16 protein-coding genes and 3 pseudogenes are annotated in these 16,910 nt (G+C 42.2%); 13 read left to right on the top strand and 6 right to left on the bottom strand.

Annotated features, from left to right (window positions below; translation table 11 throughout):
- Positions 1 to 5 precede the first annotated feature (5 nt).
- The 9 genes from sufD (at position 6) to yunB (ending at position 9,171) form a co-directional block, all read left to right on the top strand.
- Positions 6 to 1,316 (top strand): Fe-S cluster assembly protein SufD, encoded by a 1,311-nt coding sequence (gene sufD, locus GGQ95_RS15845; RefSeq protein WP_183187132.1) that lies wholly within the window; start codon positions 6 to 8, stop codon positions 1,314 to 1,316.
- Positions 1,316 to 2,536, top strand: coding sequence for a cysteine desulfurase (locus tag GGQ95_RS15840; RefSeq protein ID WP_159720331.1), 1,221 nt, complete (start codon positions 1,316 to 1,318; stop codon positions 2,534 to 2,536). Before sufD ends, GGQ95_RS15840 begins: the two co-directional genes overlap by 1 nt.
- Positions 2,526 to 2,963: a Fe-S cluster assembly sulfur transfer protein SufU gene (sufU, locus tag GGQ95_RS15835; RefSeq protein ID WP_066148822.1), complete on the top strand. Its 438-nt coding sequence runs from the start codon at positions 2,526 to 2,528 to the stop codon at positions 2,961 to 2,963. The genes GGQ95_RS15840 and sufU overlap by 11 nt, the downstream gene beginning before the upstream one ends.
- Positions 2,964 to 2,994: 31 nt before the next feature.
- Positions 2,995 to 4,392, top strand: coding sequence for a Fe-S cluster assembly protein SufB (gene sufB, locus GGQ95_RS15830; RefSeq protein ID WP_044742747.1), 1,398 nt, complete (start codon positions 2,995 to 2,997; stop codon positions 4,390 to 4,392).
- A gap of 306 nt (positions 4,393 to 4,698) precedes the next feature.
- Positions 4,699 to 5,547 carry a DUF72 domain-containing protein gene (locus GGQ95_RS15825; RefSeq protein ID WP_066148824.1) on the top strand — a complete coding sequence of 283 codons (849 nt, stop codon included), beginning with the start codon at positions 4,699 to 4,701 and terminating at the stop codon, positions 5,545 to 5,547.
- A 14-nt stretch (positions 5,548 to 5,561) separates the two neighbouring features.
- Positions 5,562 to 6,380, top strand: a complete 819-nt coding sequence (locus GGQ95_RS15820) for a sulfite exporter TauE/SafE family protein (protein WP_159720329.1) — start codon at positions 5,562 to 5,564, stop codon at positions 6,378 to 6,380.
- A gap of 15 nt (positions 6,381 to 6,395) precedes the next feature.
- Positions 6,396 to 7,775 (top strand): bifunctional metallophosphatase/5'-nucleotidase, encoded by a 1,380-nt coding sequence (locus tag GGQ95_RS15815; protein WP_066148828.1) that lies wholly within the window; start codon positions 6,396 to 6,398, stop codon positions 7,773 to 7,775.
- A 54-nt stretch (positions 7,776 to 7,829) separates the two neighbouring features.
- Complete coding sequence (locus GGQ95_RS15810) at positions 7,830 to 8,132, top strand: YunC family protein (RefSeq protein WP_183187131.1); 303 nt, start codon at positions 7,830 to 7,832, stop codon at positions 8,130 to 8,132.
- 283 nt (positions 8,133 to 8,415) lie between these two features.
- The gene (gene yunB, locus GGQ95_RS15805) at positions 8,416 to 9,171 is read left to right on the top strand and encodes a sporulation protein YunB (RefSeq protein WP_066148832.1); all 756 of its coding nucleotides are present in this window, start codon (positions 8,416 to 8,418) and stop codon (positions 9,169 to 9,171) included.
- A gap of 251 nt (positions 9,172 to 9,422) precedes the next feature.
- Here yunB and GGQ95_RS15800 read toward each other — a convergent pair whose 3' ends face one another.
- Entirely contained in the window at positions 9,423 to 10,391 is a 969-nt protein-coding gene (locus GGQ95_RS15800; protein ID WP_183187151.1) for a M23 family metallopeptidase, read from the bottom strand.
- A gap of 207 nt (positions 10,392 to 10,598) precedes the next feature.
- On the opposite strand from GGQ95_RS15800, the gene lipA reads away from it, so the two are divergent.
- The 4 genes and pseudogenes from lipA to GGQ95_RS15785 all read left to right on the top strand — a co-directional run.
- Positions 10,599 to 11,495, top strand: a complete 897-nt coding sequence (gene lipA, locus GGQ95_RS15795) for a lipoyl synthase (protein WP_044742742.1) — start codon at positions 10,599 to 10,601, stop codon at positions 11,493 to 11,495.
- 109 nt (positions 11,496 to 11,604) lie between these two features.
- Positions 11,605 to 11,828: pseudogene (locus tag GGQ95_RS18170) on the top strand (transposase); the annotation flags it as partial.
- Between the two features lie 113 nt (positions 11,829 to 11,941).
- Positions 11,942 to 12,429 (top strand): annotated as a pseudogene (locus GGQ95_RS15790) (transposase); the annotation flags it as partial.
- A 63-nt stretch (positions 12,430 to 12,492) separates the two neighbouring features.
- Positions 12,493 to 12,698 (top strand): annotated as a pseudogene (locus GGQ95_RS15785) (DDE-type integrase/transposase/recombinase); the annotation flags it as partial.
- Positions 12,699 to 12,771: 73 nt separating this feature from the next.
- On the opposite strand, the gene GGQ95_RS15780 reads toward GGQ95_RS15785, so the two are convergent.
- The 5 genes from GGQ95_RS15780 to GGQ95_RS15765 form a co-directional block, all read right to left on the bottom strand.
- Entirely contained in the window at positions 12,772 to 13,602 is an 831-nt protein-coding gene (locus GGQ95_RS15780) for an IS3 family transposase (protein ID WP_338079038.1), read from the bottom strand.
- A 1-nt stretch (position 13,603) separates the two neighbouring features.
- Entirely contained in the window at positions 13,604 to 13,921 is a 318-nt protein-coding gene (locus GGQ95_RS18895; protein WP_338078451.1) for a transposase, read from the bottom strand.
- A 51-nt stretch (positions 13,922 to 13,972) separates the two neighbouring features.
- Positions 13,973 to 14,392: a hypothetical protein gene (locus tag GGQ95_RS15775; RefSeq protein ID WP_183187129.1), complete on the bottom strand. Its 420-nt coding sequence runs from the start codon at positions 14,390 to 14,392 to the stop codon at positions 13,973 to 13,975.
- Positions 14,393 to 14,537: 145 nt separating this feature from the next.
- Complete coding sequence (locus GGQ95_RS15770) at positions 14,538 to 15,743, bottom strand: MFS transporter (protein ID WP_280528804.1); 1,206 nt, start codon at positions 15,741 to 15,743, stop codon at positions 14,538 to 14,540.
- A 462-nt stretch (positions 15,744 to 16,205) separates the two neighbouring features.
- A partial coding sequence (locus tag GGQ95_RS15765) for an IS256 family transposase (protein WP_183187127.1) occupies positions 16,206 to 16,910 on the bottom strand: 705 nt, incomplete at its 5' end.

The raw sequence follows: 16,910 nt of genomic DNA, 5'->3' as shown, positions 1-16,910 counted from the left end.
TATTTATGGCAATCGAAACGAAACTACCATTCGATCAACAGTATGTGCGCACTTTTTCTGAAGGGCGCGGAGAACCAAGCTGGCTTTTAGATCTTCGCTTACAAGCTCTTGCCAAAGCAGAAGAGTTGTCATTGCCAAAGCCAGATAAAACAAAGATTGATAAATGGAATTTTACTGAGATCACACAACATTTTGTACAAAGTGCGCCGTTTGCATCTCTAGAAGAACTTCCGGAATCAGTAAAAACACTTGTTGATGCAGGCGAAGAAGCAAAAAATTTATACATTCAACGCGACCAGACACCAGCATATGTTTCATTATCGGATGACTTAAAGAAGCAAGGAGTTATTTTTACGGATATTTTCACGGCTGTGCGCGAACATGGAGAGCTTGTGAAAAAATATTTTATGCAGGATGGAGTCAAAATCGATGAGCATCGCTTGACGGCTCTTCATGCAGCGCTTCTCAATGGCGGCGTTTTTGTATATGTTCCTAAAAATGTGGAAATCAATACCCCGCTTCAAGCTGTTTATATTCATGAAACACAGGATGCGGCACTGTTTAATCACGTGATTGTCGTAGCGGAAGCGAATAGTAAACTTGCCTATGTTGAAAACTATGTTTCCATCCATGAAAATGCGAATGCAGTGGTTAATATCGTCGCTGAAGTATTTGCCCATGAAAATGCTCAAGTGATTTTTGCAGCGGTTGACCATTTGGCAAAGGGAACGACCACATATGTCAATCGCCGCGGGATCGCAGGACGCCATGGCCGCATTGAGTGGGCATTAGGATTGATGAATGATGGAAATACCGTTTCTGAAAATATTACGCGATTAATCGGCGACGGTTCTTATGGTGACACAAAAACCGTGGTGGTTGGACGCGGCGAGCAAACGCAAAACTTCACGACAAGCGTTGTGCATTACGGCAAGAATACAGAAGGCCGCATTTTAAAGCACGGCGTCATGAAGGATAGCGCGACTTCCATTTTTAATGGTATTGGCAAAATTGAGCACGGTGCTTCGAAATCAAATGCTGAGCAAGAATCGCGTGTGCTTATGCTCAGCGACAAAGCGCGCGGCGACGCCAATCCGATCCTTTTAATTGATGAAGATGATGTAATAGCGGGCCATGCTGCTTCTGTTGGACGGGTGGATCCCATTCAGCTTTATTATTTAATGAGCCGAGGCGTTCCAAAGGTGGAGGCAGAGCGTTTAATTATTCATGGATTCTTAGCACCTGTTGTCAAAGAAATCCCGCTGGAGAACGTGAAAAAGCAACTTATTGAAATCATTGAAAGGAAAGTTAAATAATGAACGTAAAAGAGGTTCGTCAGCTGTTTCCAATTTTAGACCAAGAAGTTAATGGGAAGCCATTAGTATATCTTGACAGCGCAGCTACTTCTCAGAAGCCTCTTCCGGTAATTGAAGCGCTTAATCAATATTATCGCGGATATAACTCAAACGTTCATCGCGGCGTGCACACGCTTGGAACGAAAGCGACGGATGCGTATGAAGGAGCGCGTGAAAAAGTACGCAAATTTATTAATGCAAAATCAACACAGGAAATTATATTTACACGCGGGACGACGACCGCATTAAATACCGTGGCGGCGAGTTACGGACGCGCCAATCTGCGCGAAGGAGACGAAATTGTCATCACGTATATGGAACATCATAGCAATATCATTCCTTGGCAGCAGGTGGCTAAATATACAGGCGCTACGTTGAAATATATTCCGCTTCAAGAAGACGGATCCATCAGTCTAGAAGATGTTGAAAAAACGGTGACGCCGAATACAAAAATTGTTTCTGTTATGCAAGTATCGAACGTTTTAGGTGCGATAAATCCAATTAAGCAAATTGCGCAAATTGCTCATCAAAATGGTGCTGTCATGGTTGTGGATGCTGCACAAAGCGCACCGCATATGAAAGTCGATGTGCAAGATTTGGATTGTGATTTTCTTGCATTTTCTGGGCATAAGATGTGCGGTCCGACAGGCATTGGCGTATTATATGGTAAACGTTCGCTTTTGGAGCAAATGGAACCCGTTGAGTTCGGCGGAGAAATGATTGACTTTGTCGGTTTGTACGAATCGACATGGAAGGAACTCCCGTGGAAATTCGAAGGGGGAACGCCGATTATTGCTGGTGCGATTGGGTTAGGAGCCGCTATTGATTTTCTTGAACAAATCGGTTTAGAAAATATCATGGCTTATGAACACCAATTGGCGCAATACGCGCTAGAGCAGCTTTCCGCTATTGAAGGCTTGACGATCTATGGACCAAAGGAACGTGCAGGTCTTGTCACATTCAATATCGACAATGTTCATCCTCATGATGTGGCCACGGTGCTTGATGCGGAAGGAATTGCCGTCCGTGCCGGACATCATTGCGCGCAGCCTTTAATGAAATGGCTCCATGTTTCCGCGACTGCGCGAGCAAGCTTTTATTTATATAATACTGAGGAAGACATTGATCGGTTAGTAGCGGCATTAAAGAAAACGAAGGAGTATTTCAGCCATGTCTTTTAATAACCCTTTAGATACATTGTATCGCCAAGTCATCATGGATCATTACAAAAATCCGAGAAACCGCGGCGTGCTTGAGGATGAAAATATTGATATTAATATGAACAATCCGACATGCGGCGATCGTGTCCATTTAACGATGAAGGTAGAAGACGGAAAGGTGATGGATGCGAAATTTGAAGGGGAAGGCTGTTCGATTTCGATGTCGTCTGCTTCGATGATGACGCAAGCAATTAAGGGAAAAACGATCGAAGAAGCGCTAGAGTTAGCCCATGTCTTCTCTGATATGATGCAGGGAAAGGAATACGATGAATCGCTTGATTTAGGAGATATTGAAGCGCTTCAGGGCGTTTCTAAATTTCCTGCTCGCATTAAATGTGCGACGCTTGCATGGAAGGCGATGGAGAAAGGCTTACGCTCACAGCAATGAAAAAGGCTTGTAAAAAAGGAGGCGAATCATAATGGCGAAAAAAATGCCAGAAATCGGCGAATATAAATATGGCTTCGTCGATAAGGATGTTTCGGTGTTTCGTGCGAAACGCGGATTGACGAAAGAGATTGTAGAAGAAATTTCGCGAATGAAAAATGAGCCGCAATGGATGCTGGAATTTCGCTTAAAAGCGTTAGATATTTTTTATAGCTTACCAATGCCACAATGGGGTGGCGATTTATCAAGTTTAAATTTTGATGAAATTACGTATTATGTAAAGCCATCAGAAAAATCAGGGCGTTCATGGGATGAAGTGCCTGCGGAAATTAAAGCGACATTTGATAAATTAGGCATTCCAGAAGCGGAGCAAAAATATTTGGCAGGGGTATCAGCGCAATACGAATCCGAAGTGGTGTACCACAACATGAAAGAAGACCTTGAAAAGCTCGGTGTGATTTTTAAGGATACGGATTCCGCTCTTAAAGAAAATGAAGATATTTTCCGAGAGCATTGGGCAAAAGTGGTGCCGCCAACAGACAACAAGTTTGCAGCGCTTAACTCGGCAGTGTGGTCGGGCGGCTCGTTCATTTATGTTCCGAAAGGAGTGAAAGTGGAAACTCCGTTGCAAGCATATTTCCGGATTAACTCGGAAAACATGGGACAATTTGAGCGTACATTGATTATTGTCGATGAAGGCGCACATGTGCATTATGTGGAAGGCTGTACCGCTCCGGTGTATACCACAAACTCGCTTCACAGCGCCGTTGTGGAAATTATTGTGAAGAAGGGTGCGTACTGCCGCTATACAACAATCCAAAACTGGGCCAACAACGTCTTTAACCTTGTAACGAAGCGTGCGGTTTGCGAAGAAAACGCAACAATGGAGTGGATTGACGGAAATATTGGCTCTAAATTAACGATGAAATATCCGGCTGTGATTTTAAAAGGAGAGGGCGCGCGCGGTTTGACGCTTTCCATTGCGATCGCTGGAAAAGGCCAGCATCAAGATGCCGGGGCGAAAATGATCCATTTGGCGCCAAACACATCTTCGACCATTGTTTCTAAATCTATTTCTAAGCAGGGCGGAAAAGTAACCTATCGCGGAATCGTCCACTTTGGTCGAAAAGCATCAGGCTCTCGCTCCAATATTGAATGTGACACGCTCATTATGGATAATCAGTCTACTTCTGATACCATCCCATACAATGAAATTTTAAATGACAACATTTCATTAGAGCACGAAGCAAAAGTATCAAAGGTATCAGAAGAGCAACTGTTCTATCTCATGAGCCGAGGCATTTCGGAGCAAGAAGCGACGGAAATGATCGTGATGGGCTTCATTGAGCCATTTACAAGAGAGCTTCCGATGGAATATGCGGTAGAGATGAACCGTCTCATTAAATTCGAGATGGAAGGAAGTATTGGTTAATCCTTATCCTATCAAGGTGTAGTGTTTCCTTGGGGACGCTGCGCCCACCATTGATCCATGATTGCATCTGATCAGCTCTATTGATTTAGCTTCATCCCCACACTGTTGATTAAATATCCAGCAGTGTGGGGTGTTTTTATAGTCGAACATTCTAGTTTGGACGAACAAAGAAGCCAACATGTTTTGCTTCATCCCTGTTTCTAGCCAATGTATCAATAAAGCTGCGTTGTTTTCATGGAAGTTCAGGCCGATTTGCTACATTATTTTTCCACATAATTGTGTTATGATGAAGTTAAGGTGATGCGGATGATTTATATCGGATTAACTGGGTGGGGAGATCACGACAGCCTTTATCCACCCGGTCTTGCTTCTAAGGATAAACTGCAAGAATATGCGGCTCATTTCCCAACTGTCGAGGTCGATTCCTATTTTTATGCGATTCAGCCGCAGCAAAATGTAGAGAAATGGATTCGTGAAACTCCTGACGCTTTTCGTTTTATTGTAAAAGCGTATCAAGGAATGACAGGCCATGAACGTGGAGAAATCCCCTATTCAAGCAAGGAAGAAATGTTTGCTGCTTTTTTATTGTCCATTGCTCCGTTTTTAGAAGCGAAGAAGCTGGCCATGGTGTTGTTTCAATTTCCGCCTTGGTTTGATTGCCGGCGTGAGCATGTCGCTTACTTGCGCTGGTGTCGAGAGAAAATGGGGGATGTTCCAGTGGCCTTAGAGTTTCGGCATCAGTCATGGTTTTGGCCCCGTTTTTATGAAAAGACATTGAAGTTTATGGAGACGGAAGGATGGATTCATAGCATATGCGATGAACCGCAGGCAGGGGAAGGATCGATTCCGGCTGTTTTACATCCAACAAACCGCGAAAAAACACTGATTCGTTTTCATGGCCGCAACGTGCACGGATGGAATAAAGCAACGAGTGGAGAAAATTGGCGTGCGGTCCGTTATTTGTATCGCTATCGTGAAGACGAGTTGCGCGAATGGGTGCATCATATTCGGCGTCTTCAGAAGCAAACAAATGAGCTTTACATATTATTTAATAATAATTCTGGCGGCGATGCGGCAGATAACGCCAAACAGCTGCTTCAAATGCTTGGTATCGAGTATACGGATTTAGCGCCAAGACAGTTAGATTTATTTTAACGGAGAGGGGTATAATGGAGTACGTATTATTGGTTTTGGTCGGTTTTTTGGCCGGCACGATCGGCAGCTTAGTAGGGTTAGGCGGAGGGATTATTGTTGTACCTTCATTATTGTTTTTAGGAGCCATCCACTTTTTGCCCGACGTTTCTCCGCAAGTAGCAGTTGGCACATCACTAGTGGTCATTATTTTTAATGGTCTTTCCTCGACGCTGTCTTATATGAAAGAACGCATGGTGGACTATCAGAGCGGATGGCTTTTTTTTATCGGAAGCGGACCGGGGGCCATGCTTGGTGCGTGGACCAATCAAATGCTAAGCTTGAAACATTTTTCGCTTTACTTTGGCTTGTTCTTAGTTTTCGTTTCGTTTTTGTTGATGCTGACCAAACGTTCCGCCCATTTGCCTAAACAAAAGCATTTTGTTGTCACGCGCACATATATAACAAATGAGGGAGAAACGGTCATCTATGGATACCATCCGGCAATCGCGATTGCGATTGCCTTTGCCGTCGGCTTCTTCGGCGGATTGTTTGGGATTGGCGGAGGATCGCTGATGGTTCCAGCGATGATCCTGCTGTTTTTCTTTCCGCCGCACGTGGCTGTGGCCACATCCATGTTTATGATCTTTGTGTCTTCCGTTGTGAGCTCTATTACCCATATCGTGCTGGGAAATGTGGAATGGCTGTTTGCGATTGCTTTGATCCCAGGCATTTGGATTGGCGCAAAGATAGGGGCATGGATGAATAAAAAACTTAAAAGCCAAACGCTTGTTTTGATGCTGCGGCTTGTCCTGATTCTGCTTGGAGTGCGCCTTATTATTCAAGGCATTTCATAAAAGAGGTGTTTTTGGTTGAAGCAAAATCTTTATATTTATCATACAAACGATGTGCATAGCCATTTTGAAAATTGGCCAAGAATTGCTAAATTTTTGCAGGATAAACGACGCGAACATGAACGGCAAAACGAAAAAATGCTTTTGTTCGACATCGGTGATTTTATCGATCGATTTCATCCCATTACAGAAGCAACAAGGGGAAAAGCGAATGTGCAGCTATTAAATCAATTGCAGTATGATGCGGTGACGATTGGCAATAATGAAGGAATCACGCTTAATTATGAGGAGCTGAGTCAATTATATGAAAACGCCCGTTTTTCCGTTTTAGTAGCGAATTTGTTTGGAAAAGATGGGAAACGTCCGCCGTGGCTTCAGCCGTATCGCATCATTTCCGTGTCTGACACCCTTCGTATTGGCGTAATTGGAGTCACCGTTTATTTTAAAAAATTTTATGAGCTGCTAGGATGGAACATTACTCCACCATTAGAATGGCTGAATGACATTGTACACGATGTGCGGAAACAGGCCGACGTCGTGATTTTGCTGTCACACTTGGGAATTAACGATGACGAGTTCATTGCGCAAACGGTATCAGGGATTGATCTGATTCTCGGTGCACATACGCATCATGTGCTTTCAAAGGGGAAATGGGTGAACGATACGCTTCTATGTGGCGCTGGAAAGTATGGACAACACATTGGAGTGGTGAAGCTGTCCATGCCGGAAAAGAAATGGGAAGCGGAAGTAGTAGATATAGCTGCGCTTTCGGAATGCGAAGACACAAAGCAGATGCTTATGGGGCTGGAGAAGGAAAGCTTACAGCAGCTTGACAAAGAAGCAGTGGCTGAACTCCATCAAGAACTGCCTTTACAATGGTTTTCTCCATCACCTTTCGCTCAGCTGCTAGCCTCAGCCTTAAAAGAATGGTGTAGCGGCGATATAGGTATGGTGAACGCAGGAGTGCTGCTCGAACCGTTGCCAAAAGGCATTGTCACAAAAAAGGATTTGCATCGAATTTGCCCTCACCCGATTAATCCATGCAAAGTGTATTTACGGGGAGACGAACTAAAAGAAGTGATTTTACAAGCGCATACAGAAACGATGAAGCGGCTCTCCATAAGAGGATTCGGATTTCGCGGCAAAATAATGGGACAAATGGCGTATGATGGCGTGAAACTGCAAACAGAGAAGACAAGTGATGGCTCAGAACATGTTCGCCATATTTTTATTAATGGTAAGGAGCTGAGGGCTGATCAAACGTATGCTGTCGCTACGATTGATATGTTTACTTTCGGGCATTTTTATCCACAAATTCATCGCGCTCCGCAAAAAATCTATTATATGCCTGAATTTCTGCGAGATTTGCTGGCATGGAAATTAGCCCAGCCATCGTAAGCACACTTTTTTCTCTTTTTCATACATTGAATTAGAGAAAGGAGTGTGTTCGGTATGATCGATGTTAAACCTGTTATGATTGACAATTATCCATTTATCGCAATTTCTGTGCAGCTTCCTAAAACGAATTTATTAGCGGTCGCAAGCGATCAAGGGTACATTATGTGCGGAGCTCTAGATGTGGGATTATTGAATGAAAAACTGAAAGATAGAGGGATTATTGCAGGCAGGGCGGTAGGTGTCCGCACCATTGAACAGTTGCTAGAGGCGCCATTAGAGTCGGTAACGGTGGCAGCTGAAGAAAGAGGAATTACGGTTGGAATGACAGGAAGGGAAGCTTTGCTTAGAATGAAATAAAGGTTCTATAAATAGAAAAACAACCGTTTGATTTATAGAGAGGCAACTTGGGGTGTCAACACATTGTCGCTTTCTCAATGAAGCGGCGGTTTTATTGCGACTGTCGGGATGTCTAACGCCGCTTTCATCGTTCTGGGAGGCGGCGTTATTTGATTGCCAGGTTCGTTAGTTTAAGCCTTTATATCGAGGCAAATATCGAGTTACATCTATAATTGGGATAAAAAAAATAACAAATGTCCTCTCTTTCAAGCATACATATAGCTTGTAAAGGGGGGATTTTCCATTGGCTGCATTTCCCGGACGTTTACCAAAAAAAGGGCCTCTTCCTTTTCGTTATTTATTCTTGCTCACTTTTGTTTTTTTTATTTTATCTACAGTAGTCAGTCTTTGGATTATTAATAAAGGAATCGAACCGGTGTTAATGGATATTGCCGAGAGTGAAACGAAGCGAGTCGCTAATCTGGTCATCAACAGCGCGATTAAGCAGCAAATTGAAGAAGAAGAAATAAACATGAATGATGTAATTGTGATCCAGCATGATACAAACGGCAATATCGCTTCCATTAATTATAATAATGCGATTGTCAATCGGGTTGTTACCAAGCTTGTTGATCGCGTGGAAAAGAATTTAAAAGCAGCATCTCGAGGAAAATTTCAGGAGCTTGAAATTTCTAGTGTTGGCGTTGAAGATTCGGAATCGAATGAGGATGGAATTATCTATTATATACCTGTTGGTCAAGCGACAAATAATGTGTTGCTTGGAAGTTTGGGGCCTCGCGTTCCTGTTCGGTTTGACATCATCGGTGATGTGACGCCAGAAGTGAAAAAAAGCATCCAGCCGTTTGGAATTAATAATGCCCTTGTAGAAATTTCCGTCCGTGTCGAAGTGAATGTTCAAGTGATTATTCCATTTTCAACAAAACCGATTGTTGTGGCTCGGGACTTTCCGGTTGCAATGCAAGTCATTGAAGGAGAGGTTCCGAACTTTTATAACAACGGAAATAACGTGAATCCATCATTTGAAGTACCGACTCATTAATATGAAGCAGATGGATTTCCGTCTTTTTATAGAATCGGTACGATGAGAAGCTGGGATGTATAACTGATGCAAAGCAAAATCTCCATTTTGTCGATGGTTGGAGGCAAGCTGCCGACTTCTTGCCAAGCATCCGCTTTTAGGCCCATTCATCATTCTGTGACGCGGCTTTGTTCGGCCACCTGACTGTGTGTGGCGGAAAAGGTCAAATTTCAGTTACTGTTCTCTATTATGCAGGGTAAGAAGAGATCGGATCATTTCCGATCTCTTTGTTTTCGTTTTATTTTCTCCATTCTTTCCCATATTTTTAAATGCGGATACGGATCAAATGACCACTCTGCATAGCCGTTATCTTTATACATGCCATAATGAAGATGCGGTGGAAATTTGCCAGCAGTGCCGGGAGGGCCATAGCCTGAGCTGCCAACAGCGCCGATAATCATTCCCGGTTCAACAATTTGTCCTTGATGCAAGCTTCCAGCAAATCCGTTTAAATGGGCAAAATAATGATACGTATTATTAATATCGCGTATGCCAACACGCCATCCTCCGTACTGGTTCCATCCTTTTAATTCAACGATGCCGTAACAAGTGGAGCGTACAGGAACTCCATAATCAGCGAAAATATCTGTTCCTTCATGAATTCTTCTTCCCCCCCAGCCTCTTGCATCGCCCCACGTATCTTTATAGGTGTAATTAGCGTGAAGAGGAAGAGGAAATGCGTGACTATCAAGACGAAGGGTGCCATATTTTTTATAAATTTTCACTTTTCCTAAAATCATATCGACGGTTTTACTGCGATGATAATACTGCCATAGAGCTATTTTTAAATGCTCATGATCGGTGCCGTATGATTGGAGAAACCGCGCCATGGAAAAAATAATATCCTCATCATTTGTCGAATCAGCTACACCATCTCCATTTCCATCCATTCCAAAACCGCCAAATTGTGAGATCGTGAACGGATTCGTATCATTTTGATTTTTATTAAGAGGGCCAGACCATATTTCCGGTTTAATATAAATACCAAGAACGCCTTTCGCTTTCGGTAAATCGCGGCGCACAAGGCGGATATTTCGTTCATATTGATCAATTGCGGCAAAATAATACCAGGGAATGAGCGAGACTGCTTCCGCTTGTTTGTACAGCTCCATTCGCCGTTCATAAATATCTTCATCATGCATGGTTTCTTTTGCAAAGACGGACAGGGGAAACGAAACCATGCATAAAACGGCCAATGCCAGAGAGATTAGTTTATACACATCTTCCTACTCCTTTCAGAAAATCTGATATCATTAGTTTGAGGAGATTGGCGGTTTTCATAAATATTAAAAATTGGAAGCTGCAAGCGGTTACGACAATTTCCTTTGTGTTCAACCTTGCTTTTTTTTATAATAAAAATGTGTAAATAAATTATTGGAGTGTGAAAAATGGCTACAAACGAAGAACGCATTCGCAAACCCGATTGGTTGAAGATAAAGCTGAATACGAACGAAAATTACATCGGCCTGAAAAAAATGATGCGCGAAAAGCAATTGCATACCGTTTGTGAGGAAGCAAAATGCCCGAATATCCATGAATGCTGGGCTGTAAGAAGAACGGCCACCTTTATGATTTTAGGGGATGTTTGTACGCGTGCATGCCGTTTCTGTGCGGTCAAAACAGGCTTGCCGACTGAGTTGGATTGGAAGGAACCGGAAAGAGTGGCCGATTCCGTGCGCATTATGAACTTAAAGCATGTTGTTGTAACAGCTGTAGCGCGTGATGATTTAAAAGACGGAGGAGCGGCTGTGTTTGCGGAAACGGTCCGTGCGGTTCGCCGCAAAAATCCGTTTACGACCATTGAGGTGCTTCCGTCTGATATGGGTGGAGTATATGAAAATTTAAAAACATTAATGGATGCTCGGCCTGACATTTTAAATCATAATATCGAAACCGTCCGCCGTCTCACTCCAAGAGTTCGTGCCCGCGCTACGTATGAGCGCTCCCTTGAATTTTTACGGCGTGCTAAAGAATTGCAGCCGGATATTCCAACTAAATCCAGCATTATGATTGGACTTGGAGAAACCAAAGAAGAAATTATTGAAGCGATGGATGACCTAAGGGCTCATCATGTTGATATTTTAACGATTGGACAATATTTGCAGCCGACAAAAAAACATCTTAAAGTGCAAAAATATTATCATCCGCATGAATTTATGGAATTAAAAGAAATAGCGCTAAGTAAAGGATTCAGCCATTGCGAAGCTGGACCGCTTGTGCGCTCTTCTTACCATGCGGACGAGCAGGTGAATGCGGCTGCGCGCCAAATGAACCAGCAAGCATAAATGTCAAAAGGTCCTGTTTTTTGTAAACAGGATCTTTCAGCTTGTCGACTTTGTCGACAAGCTTTTTTATTATAGTTGAGGAATAGTAAGGTGTATGGAGGTGAGAAATATGCTTCAACGACAAAATACGGACAAACGTCATTCGATGATGGCTGTTACTCTCGATGAGTTAGTACCCCAAGACCATCTTGTTCGAAAAATCGATGCAGCGATTGATTTTTTGTTTATCTATGATTGATGAAAGATTTGTATTCGGAAGATAAAGGTCGTCCAAGTATTGATTCTGTCGTTCTGATTAAAATTCCATTGATTCAGTACTTATTTGGGATTCGACTTTCATGATCCGATCAACGTCAATTATAAATTATCTCGCATTATCTCACAATTATGTCTCGTTATTTCATAATTTATCATCATCACGATTAGTATTATTTAATATTCTCCGTGCGAAGCCGTTTGCGCGCAGCCTCGAACCGAACGATACCCGCCTCGTCACGATGGGACAGGAGCGTTACCGCGTGTATCGTTACAAAGGCATCCTAAACGGTCTTGAGAATGCGGTGGTGCTGCTGGCTTGGAAGGCGGATCAGCTGACGACACCGGAACCTCTCCATTGCGTCTTGAGCACCGACCGGGAATTGAGCGACTGCGTTACTACGCCCAGCGTTGGACAATCGAATGCTTTTTCCGTCAGGCGAAAGATCAACTGAAGCTGGATGGATACCGCGTTCGCCACATGCAGGCAGTGAAACGGTATTGGGCGGTGGTGCTCTTGGCCTGCGTGTACAGCATCGCCGAATCCCGACAAAACCTCTCCGCCGGACTGGAGCTTCTTCGATCGCGGAAAGGCCACCGCGTCGTAGAGTTCATTTATGACGCCGCGAAGCAAGATATTCCCATTGATGTGATCAAAAAACAGCTCCGTATCGCGTAAGGGGTACCCTGTTTGTCTCTCTAACCATGGAAATTATTGTGATTAAAAATGCTCATCTACAGATACATAAAAGTAAAAGGTCAATGGATGGATTTGTATCGTGCAGTTAATTTTGAAGGAAGTACCATTGATTTTTATTTAAGCAAAACAAGTGATCAAAAGGCTGCAAAGCGCTTCCTAAAGAAGCTTTGCGGTCTTTTTATGTTTCTAAGCCTCGTGTCATAACCGGCGATAAAAATCCAGCGTATTCAGTAGCCAGTCAACAGCTAAATATAATGCTCCCCAATGTCAAGACACACGAAGTGGAGTTCTAAGTTCATTCTCCTTTCGAGTATTGGGTCATTAGGCTGCACAAAATTCTCTACCGTTGTAAGTCTCCAGTGGACACAGATCGCCAATCGAGGAATGGGGTCTGTAGGTGTTGTATTCATGAATATACTCGGTAATGCCTTTTCTCAATTGACGTGGTGTCTCAAATTCTTGGGGGTAGATCAGGTCATATTTCAAAGTTCTAAAGAAACGCTCTGTTCTCACATTATCCAGAGCTTGTCCTTTTCCATCCATGGAGACTTTGATCTCGGCTCGATCCAGTAAACCTAAGTAATCCGGGTTTGTAAAGTGCGACCCTTGGTCCCTATTCATTATTTCAGGCTTGCGGCTTTTCAGTGCCCGTTCCAGACAGTTCATAACAAAGGTTTTCTCTAAGGTGCTGGAAAGCTCGTAATCGACGATACACCGACTGCACCAATCTATGATGACAAAGAGGTACATAACGCCCTTCTCCATCCGGAGATAGGTAATATCGATCCCCCAGACCTGATCAGGACGACAGCTATTTAGCTTTCTAAGTAGATAGGGACGAATATACTGAGCATGGTAACGCTTGCTGAGGTGGGGCTTCGGGTAAATGGTGTGCATGCCCATCTCACGCATCAATCTCCGGATCTTCTGACGATTCACGAGGATATGGTCATCGCGGCGGATGACTTTTGTGATGGTCCGGTAACTCCACGTAGGGTGGACCGTGTGCAGTTCATCGATTCTGCGCATGATAAATAAGTCGTCGTCAGAGATCACCGTCTCCTTGGGCGGCTGACGATAAACGCTGCTTCGATTGATGCTTAACAATTCAGCCTGCCGGCTAATCGTAATCTGAGAATCACTAAAATCAATATTATTTTTTCTTCCAGCCTGGCCCGAGGATTTCTGTAGATTTTTTTTCCAACCCGTCTACCCCATAGGTAAGCTGGCCAACCTTTTGCTCCAGTCCTGCGATATGTTGTTTACTTTGTTCGAGTTCCTTTTCGGCTTCGGAAGGCCCTTTCTTAAACACTTCCGAGGCCCGTTCGATGAACTCCTTTTTCCAACGAGAGAGTACAACTGGGCTGACATCATATTTGGCTGCAATTTGATTCACAGTAGATTCTTCTGACAAGATTTCAAGGACGACTTTCGTTTTAAATTCTGGCGTATAATTCGTTCTCTTCTTCATAGTTACAGTATAACTTAGATTTCGGATTTTGTGTTTCACCCCCTGGGGACATTATAGTCCTTGCGCTTCTAACTCGATGACACGGTTCAAAAAAGGGGAAATCGGTGTTTTTCTTTTTCGTCGATGAATCGGTGGCGGAGTTGTCGTCTGAAGGTATTTTTTCACCGTTTTCCGATCTAGCTCATATTCCTTCGCAAGCCCAGAAATGTTCTTCCCTGATGGATGAGCCGTTTGGATTTCTTGAATAAGTGCCCATTTTTGTTCCTGGCGCTCCTTTTTCCTCTTTTCTGCCTTTGTCCTTTCGATTTCACGAACAGATGGGAGAGATTTACTCCATGTCATCACAGAAGGAACGAGGAATAAAAGAAGAAAATCCAGTCTCTTCTTCGCATTCCCGATCAAATGCCATCGATCATACACATGAAGGATGGAAGGATTGGCATTGGCCATCCCTTGACGGAATGCTGTCAATCCATTTGAATTTTCCATCAAAAGAAGAATTGTTGTTCGGTAATCTGTCACTAATTCGCTTGATGAAGGAAATTCTTGACTTACCTCCGACAGCCGAAAAAATTTGTAACAGAATTTCTGATTATTTAGAACTCTAATCTTCAAGTTAAACTGATATAGATGTTTTACTATCCCCCACTTTGTACTTTTTGTAAAAAATAAACAAATAAATAAATAAGGGGATGGACAAAATTGACATTCCAAAGATCATGCCCTTGTATCCAGATTGTTCTCCAACTATTCCATATAGTGGGTACATAATAAGAGTTACAAAGTTTAAGGCTGTTCCGAAAAAAGAAAGAACAGTTGCTCGAACTTCTTCCTTAACATATTTATTTAAAAAGAAATACACAGAAGGCTCTAGAAAATCTAATTTAAGATAAATAAGGAAAAATCCAAAGATTACTAAAGGTATATATTCTGTAAGCAAACATATAATACCCACAAAGAACATACTAGTTGTAATAATTAATATTGTCTTTAATGTTAGTTTTGTCAGATGATAGGAATTTATAGCTGCTAGCGCACTCAGTACCGTACAAATACCATAAATGATTCCAATAGAATTAGTACTAATATTTAACTCATTAAAATATCCCTGAATAAATATAGTTACGGTGTTAGTGCTGGCAGCTAGAGTAGTCATAAATAAAACCAAAAATTGGATAGTAGGAATCCTTTTAATAACATTTAATCCTTCTGATGCAATTTTTAGAGGAGTTGTCCTAGATACTCTTTCTTTTATTGTTACAGATTTATTTTCTGGGAAGAATAGGATTACTAGTGTGGCAAGTAAAAACAAAATTCCTTGCCATAAAAAAGGTAAATTTATTGATTTAGAAGCTAAGAATCCTCCAATTATTGTTGTTGTTCCCAATGAAATTGCCGCGATCGCTTCTCTCCAACCTAAAAATTTTGGATATTTACTTTCCAAACCTTTTCTTTTTAAGTAATCATACAACATGGCTTGATCTGAACCACTAAGAAAAGAGGAAGCCATCGCATCTAAGCTAAATAATATTAAAAACACCCAAAAATATCCAGATATATCCAAAAAGTTAGTACTATAGAGTAGAATTCCAGACAAACTGGCTAGTAGACTACCAATAGCCATAGAGTATTTTCTTTTTATATAGTCTGCTAGAACACCACTTGGAAATTCGCTCAAAAAGCGAATACTATAATAAGAAAGCTGGATTAAACCAAATTGAAAAAGTGTAATTTTATTATTGATCATAAATATCAGTAATATAGATCTTGAAAATCTCGAGTTAGATAAAATTATAAATAAAAAATAAGATAGATATCCCATTAATACTTCAGTCCCTTTTTGATGAATAAAATATATAAGTTAAGGATTGAAAAAACGGTAGGAAAGTTGGAATATTGCTTGATCCGACGAAAAAAACACTTCAATCGACCAACGCTTTTGATACATGCCAGCGATTATGTCTGCCGAAACATGATAAAGATTGATGACGACACGAATCTCAAACCTTCACACAATGAAGATATTAGTAAATCTCAATAACGCTGAGAGAATTAGGTTGACTACAGTAAGAGCCTCTGAATTATTTTTTTATGAATTTGCACACAAAAAATAAAATTGTAACTAGGGTACCGTCAAGAATTTTGTGTAATGTAAAATAGATAGGGTATCTCTGAAATGGATTTGGAATAGAGGGGGGCTGTTTCCTCCACACAGAAGACTGAATATTCAGTCTTCTGTGTGGAAAGGGAGAATCCCCTTATCTCATTAATTTACATTATTTAGTTAATTGTAACGTTCTTCAAACATTCGTTGAAGAGCTTCATGTGCTTCGGCAAATCCTCGCAACTTTCGTCCTGCCCCTTTCTCATTAAAATCTTGGATGGTCAAATACACGACTTTTTCCGCGGCTTCTAAACTGCTCAAACTGTTCATCGGCTTGAGACGTTTCCGAATCTCCTTGATCGTTCGTTCAATGGCATTCGTCGTGTAAATCACACTTCGAATACGGCTTGGATACTCCATAAATGTAAGGAGGACATCCCACTCATGGGCCCAAGATTGGACTTCTCTCGGATACTTGCTGGACCATTTCGACTCAAACTGTTGAAACATCTGGAACGCCATCTCCTTATTCGGCGCGCGATCAATCAGTTTGAGATCCTCTGCCACTTCAAATTGATCTTTTTTCCGAACACGATGTAAGGTATTACGTACTTTGTGAACGACACAGCGCTGCACATCGGTTTTCGGATAAACGGCTTTAAAGGCTTCCTCCAATCCCGGTAGTCCATCGAATACGCCCAGAAGCACTTCCTTTACGCCCCTGTTGTATAGTTGTTGAAGAATCTCCTGCCATACATAGGCGCTTTCCTGTCCTCCCACAAAGAAATCAAGAATTTCACGATACCCTTCTTCGTTTACCCCTAACACGACATAAATGACCTCTTTTTCTACCGTATCTCGACGAAGTTTCACGTACAACCCATC

It is taken from the genome of Anoxybacteroides rupiense (genome assembly GCF_014196195.1).
Taxonomy (GTDB): domain Bacteria; phylum Bacillota; class Bacilli; order Bacillales; family Anoxybacillaceae; genus Anoxybacteroides; species Anoxybacteroides rupiense.
The sequence above is the reverse complement of the archived record's forward strand: the minus strand, read 5'-3'. Positions and strand labels throughout refer to the sequence as shown.

Coding starts and splice junctions, on each gene's coding strand:
- sufD (WP_183187132.1), top strand. CDS start 6: ATGGCAATCGAAACGAAACTACCATTCGATCAACAGTATGTGCGCACT.
- GGQ95_RS15840 (WP_159720331.1), top strand. CDS start 1,316: ATGAACGTAAAAGAGGTTCGTCAGCTGTTTCCAATTTTAGACCAAGAA.
- sufU (WP_066148822.1), top strand. CDS start 2,526: ATGTCTTTTAATAACCCTTTAGATACATTGTATCGCCAAGTCATCATG.
- sufB (WP_044742747.1), top strand. CDS start 2,995: ATGGCGAAAAAAATGCCAGAAATCGGCGAATATAAATATGGCTTCGTC.
- GGQ95_RS15825 (WP_066148824.1), top strand. CDS start 4,699: ATGATTTATATCGGATTAACTGGGTGGGGAGATCACGACAGCCTTTAT.
- GGQ95_RS15820 (WP_159720329.1), top strand. CDS start 5,562: ATGGAGTACGTATTATTGGTTTTGGTCGGTTTTTTGGCCGGCACGATC.
- GGQ95_RS15810 (WP_183187131.1), top strand. CDS start 7,830: ATGATCGATGTTAAACCTGTTATGATTGACAATTATCCATTTATCGCA.
- GGQ95_RS15800 (WP_183187151.1), bottom strand. CDS start 10,391: ATGGTTTCGTTTCCCCTGTCCGTCTTTGCAAAAGAAACCATGCATGAT.
- lipA (WP_044742742.1), top strand. CDS start 10,599: ATGGCTACAAACGAAGAACGCATTCGCAAACCCGATTGGTTGAAGATA.
- GGQ95_RS18895 (WP_338078451.1), bottom strand. CDS start 13,921: ATGAAGAAGAGAACGAATTATACGCCAGAATTTAAAACGAAAGTCGTC.
- GGQ95_RS15770 (WP_280528804.1), bottom strand. CDS start 15,743: ATGGGATATCTATCTTATTTTTTATTTATAATTTTATCTAACTCGAGA.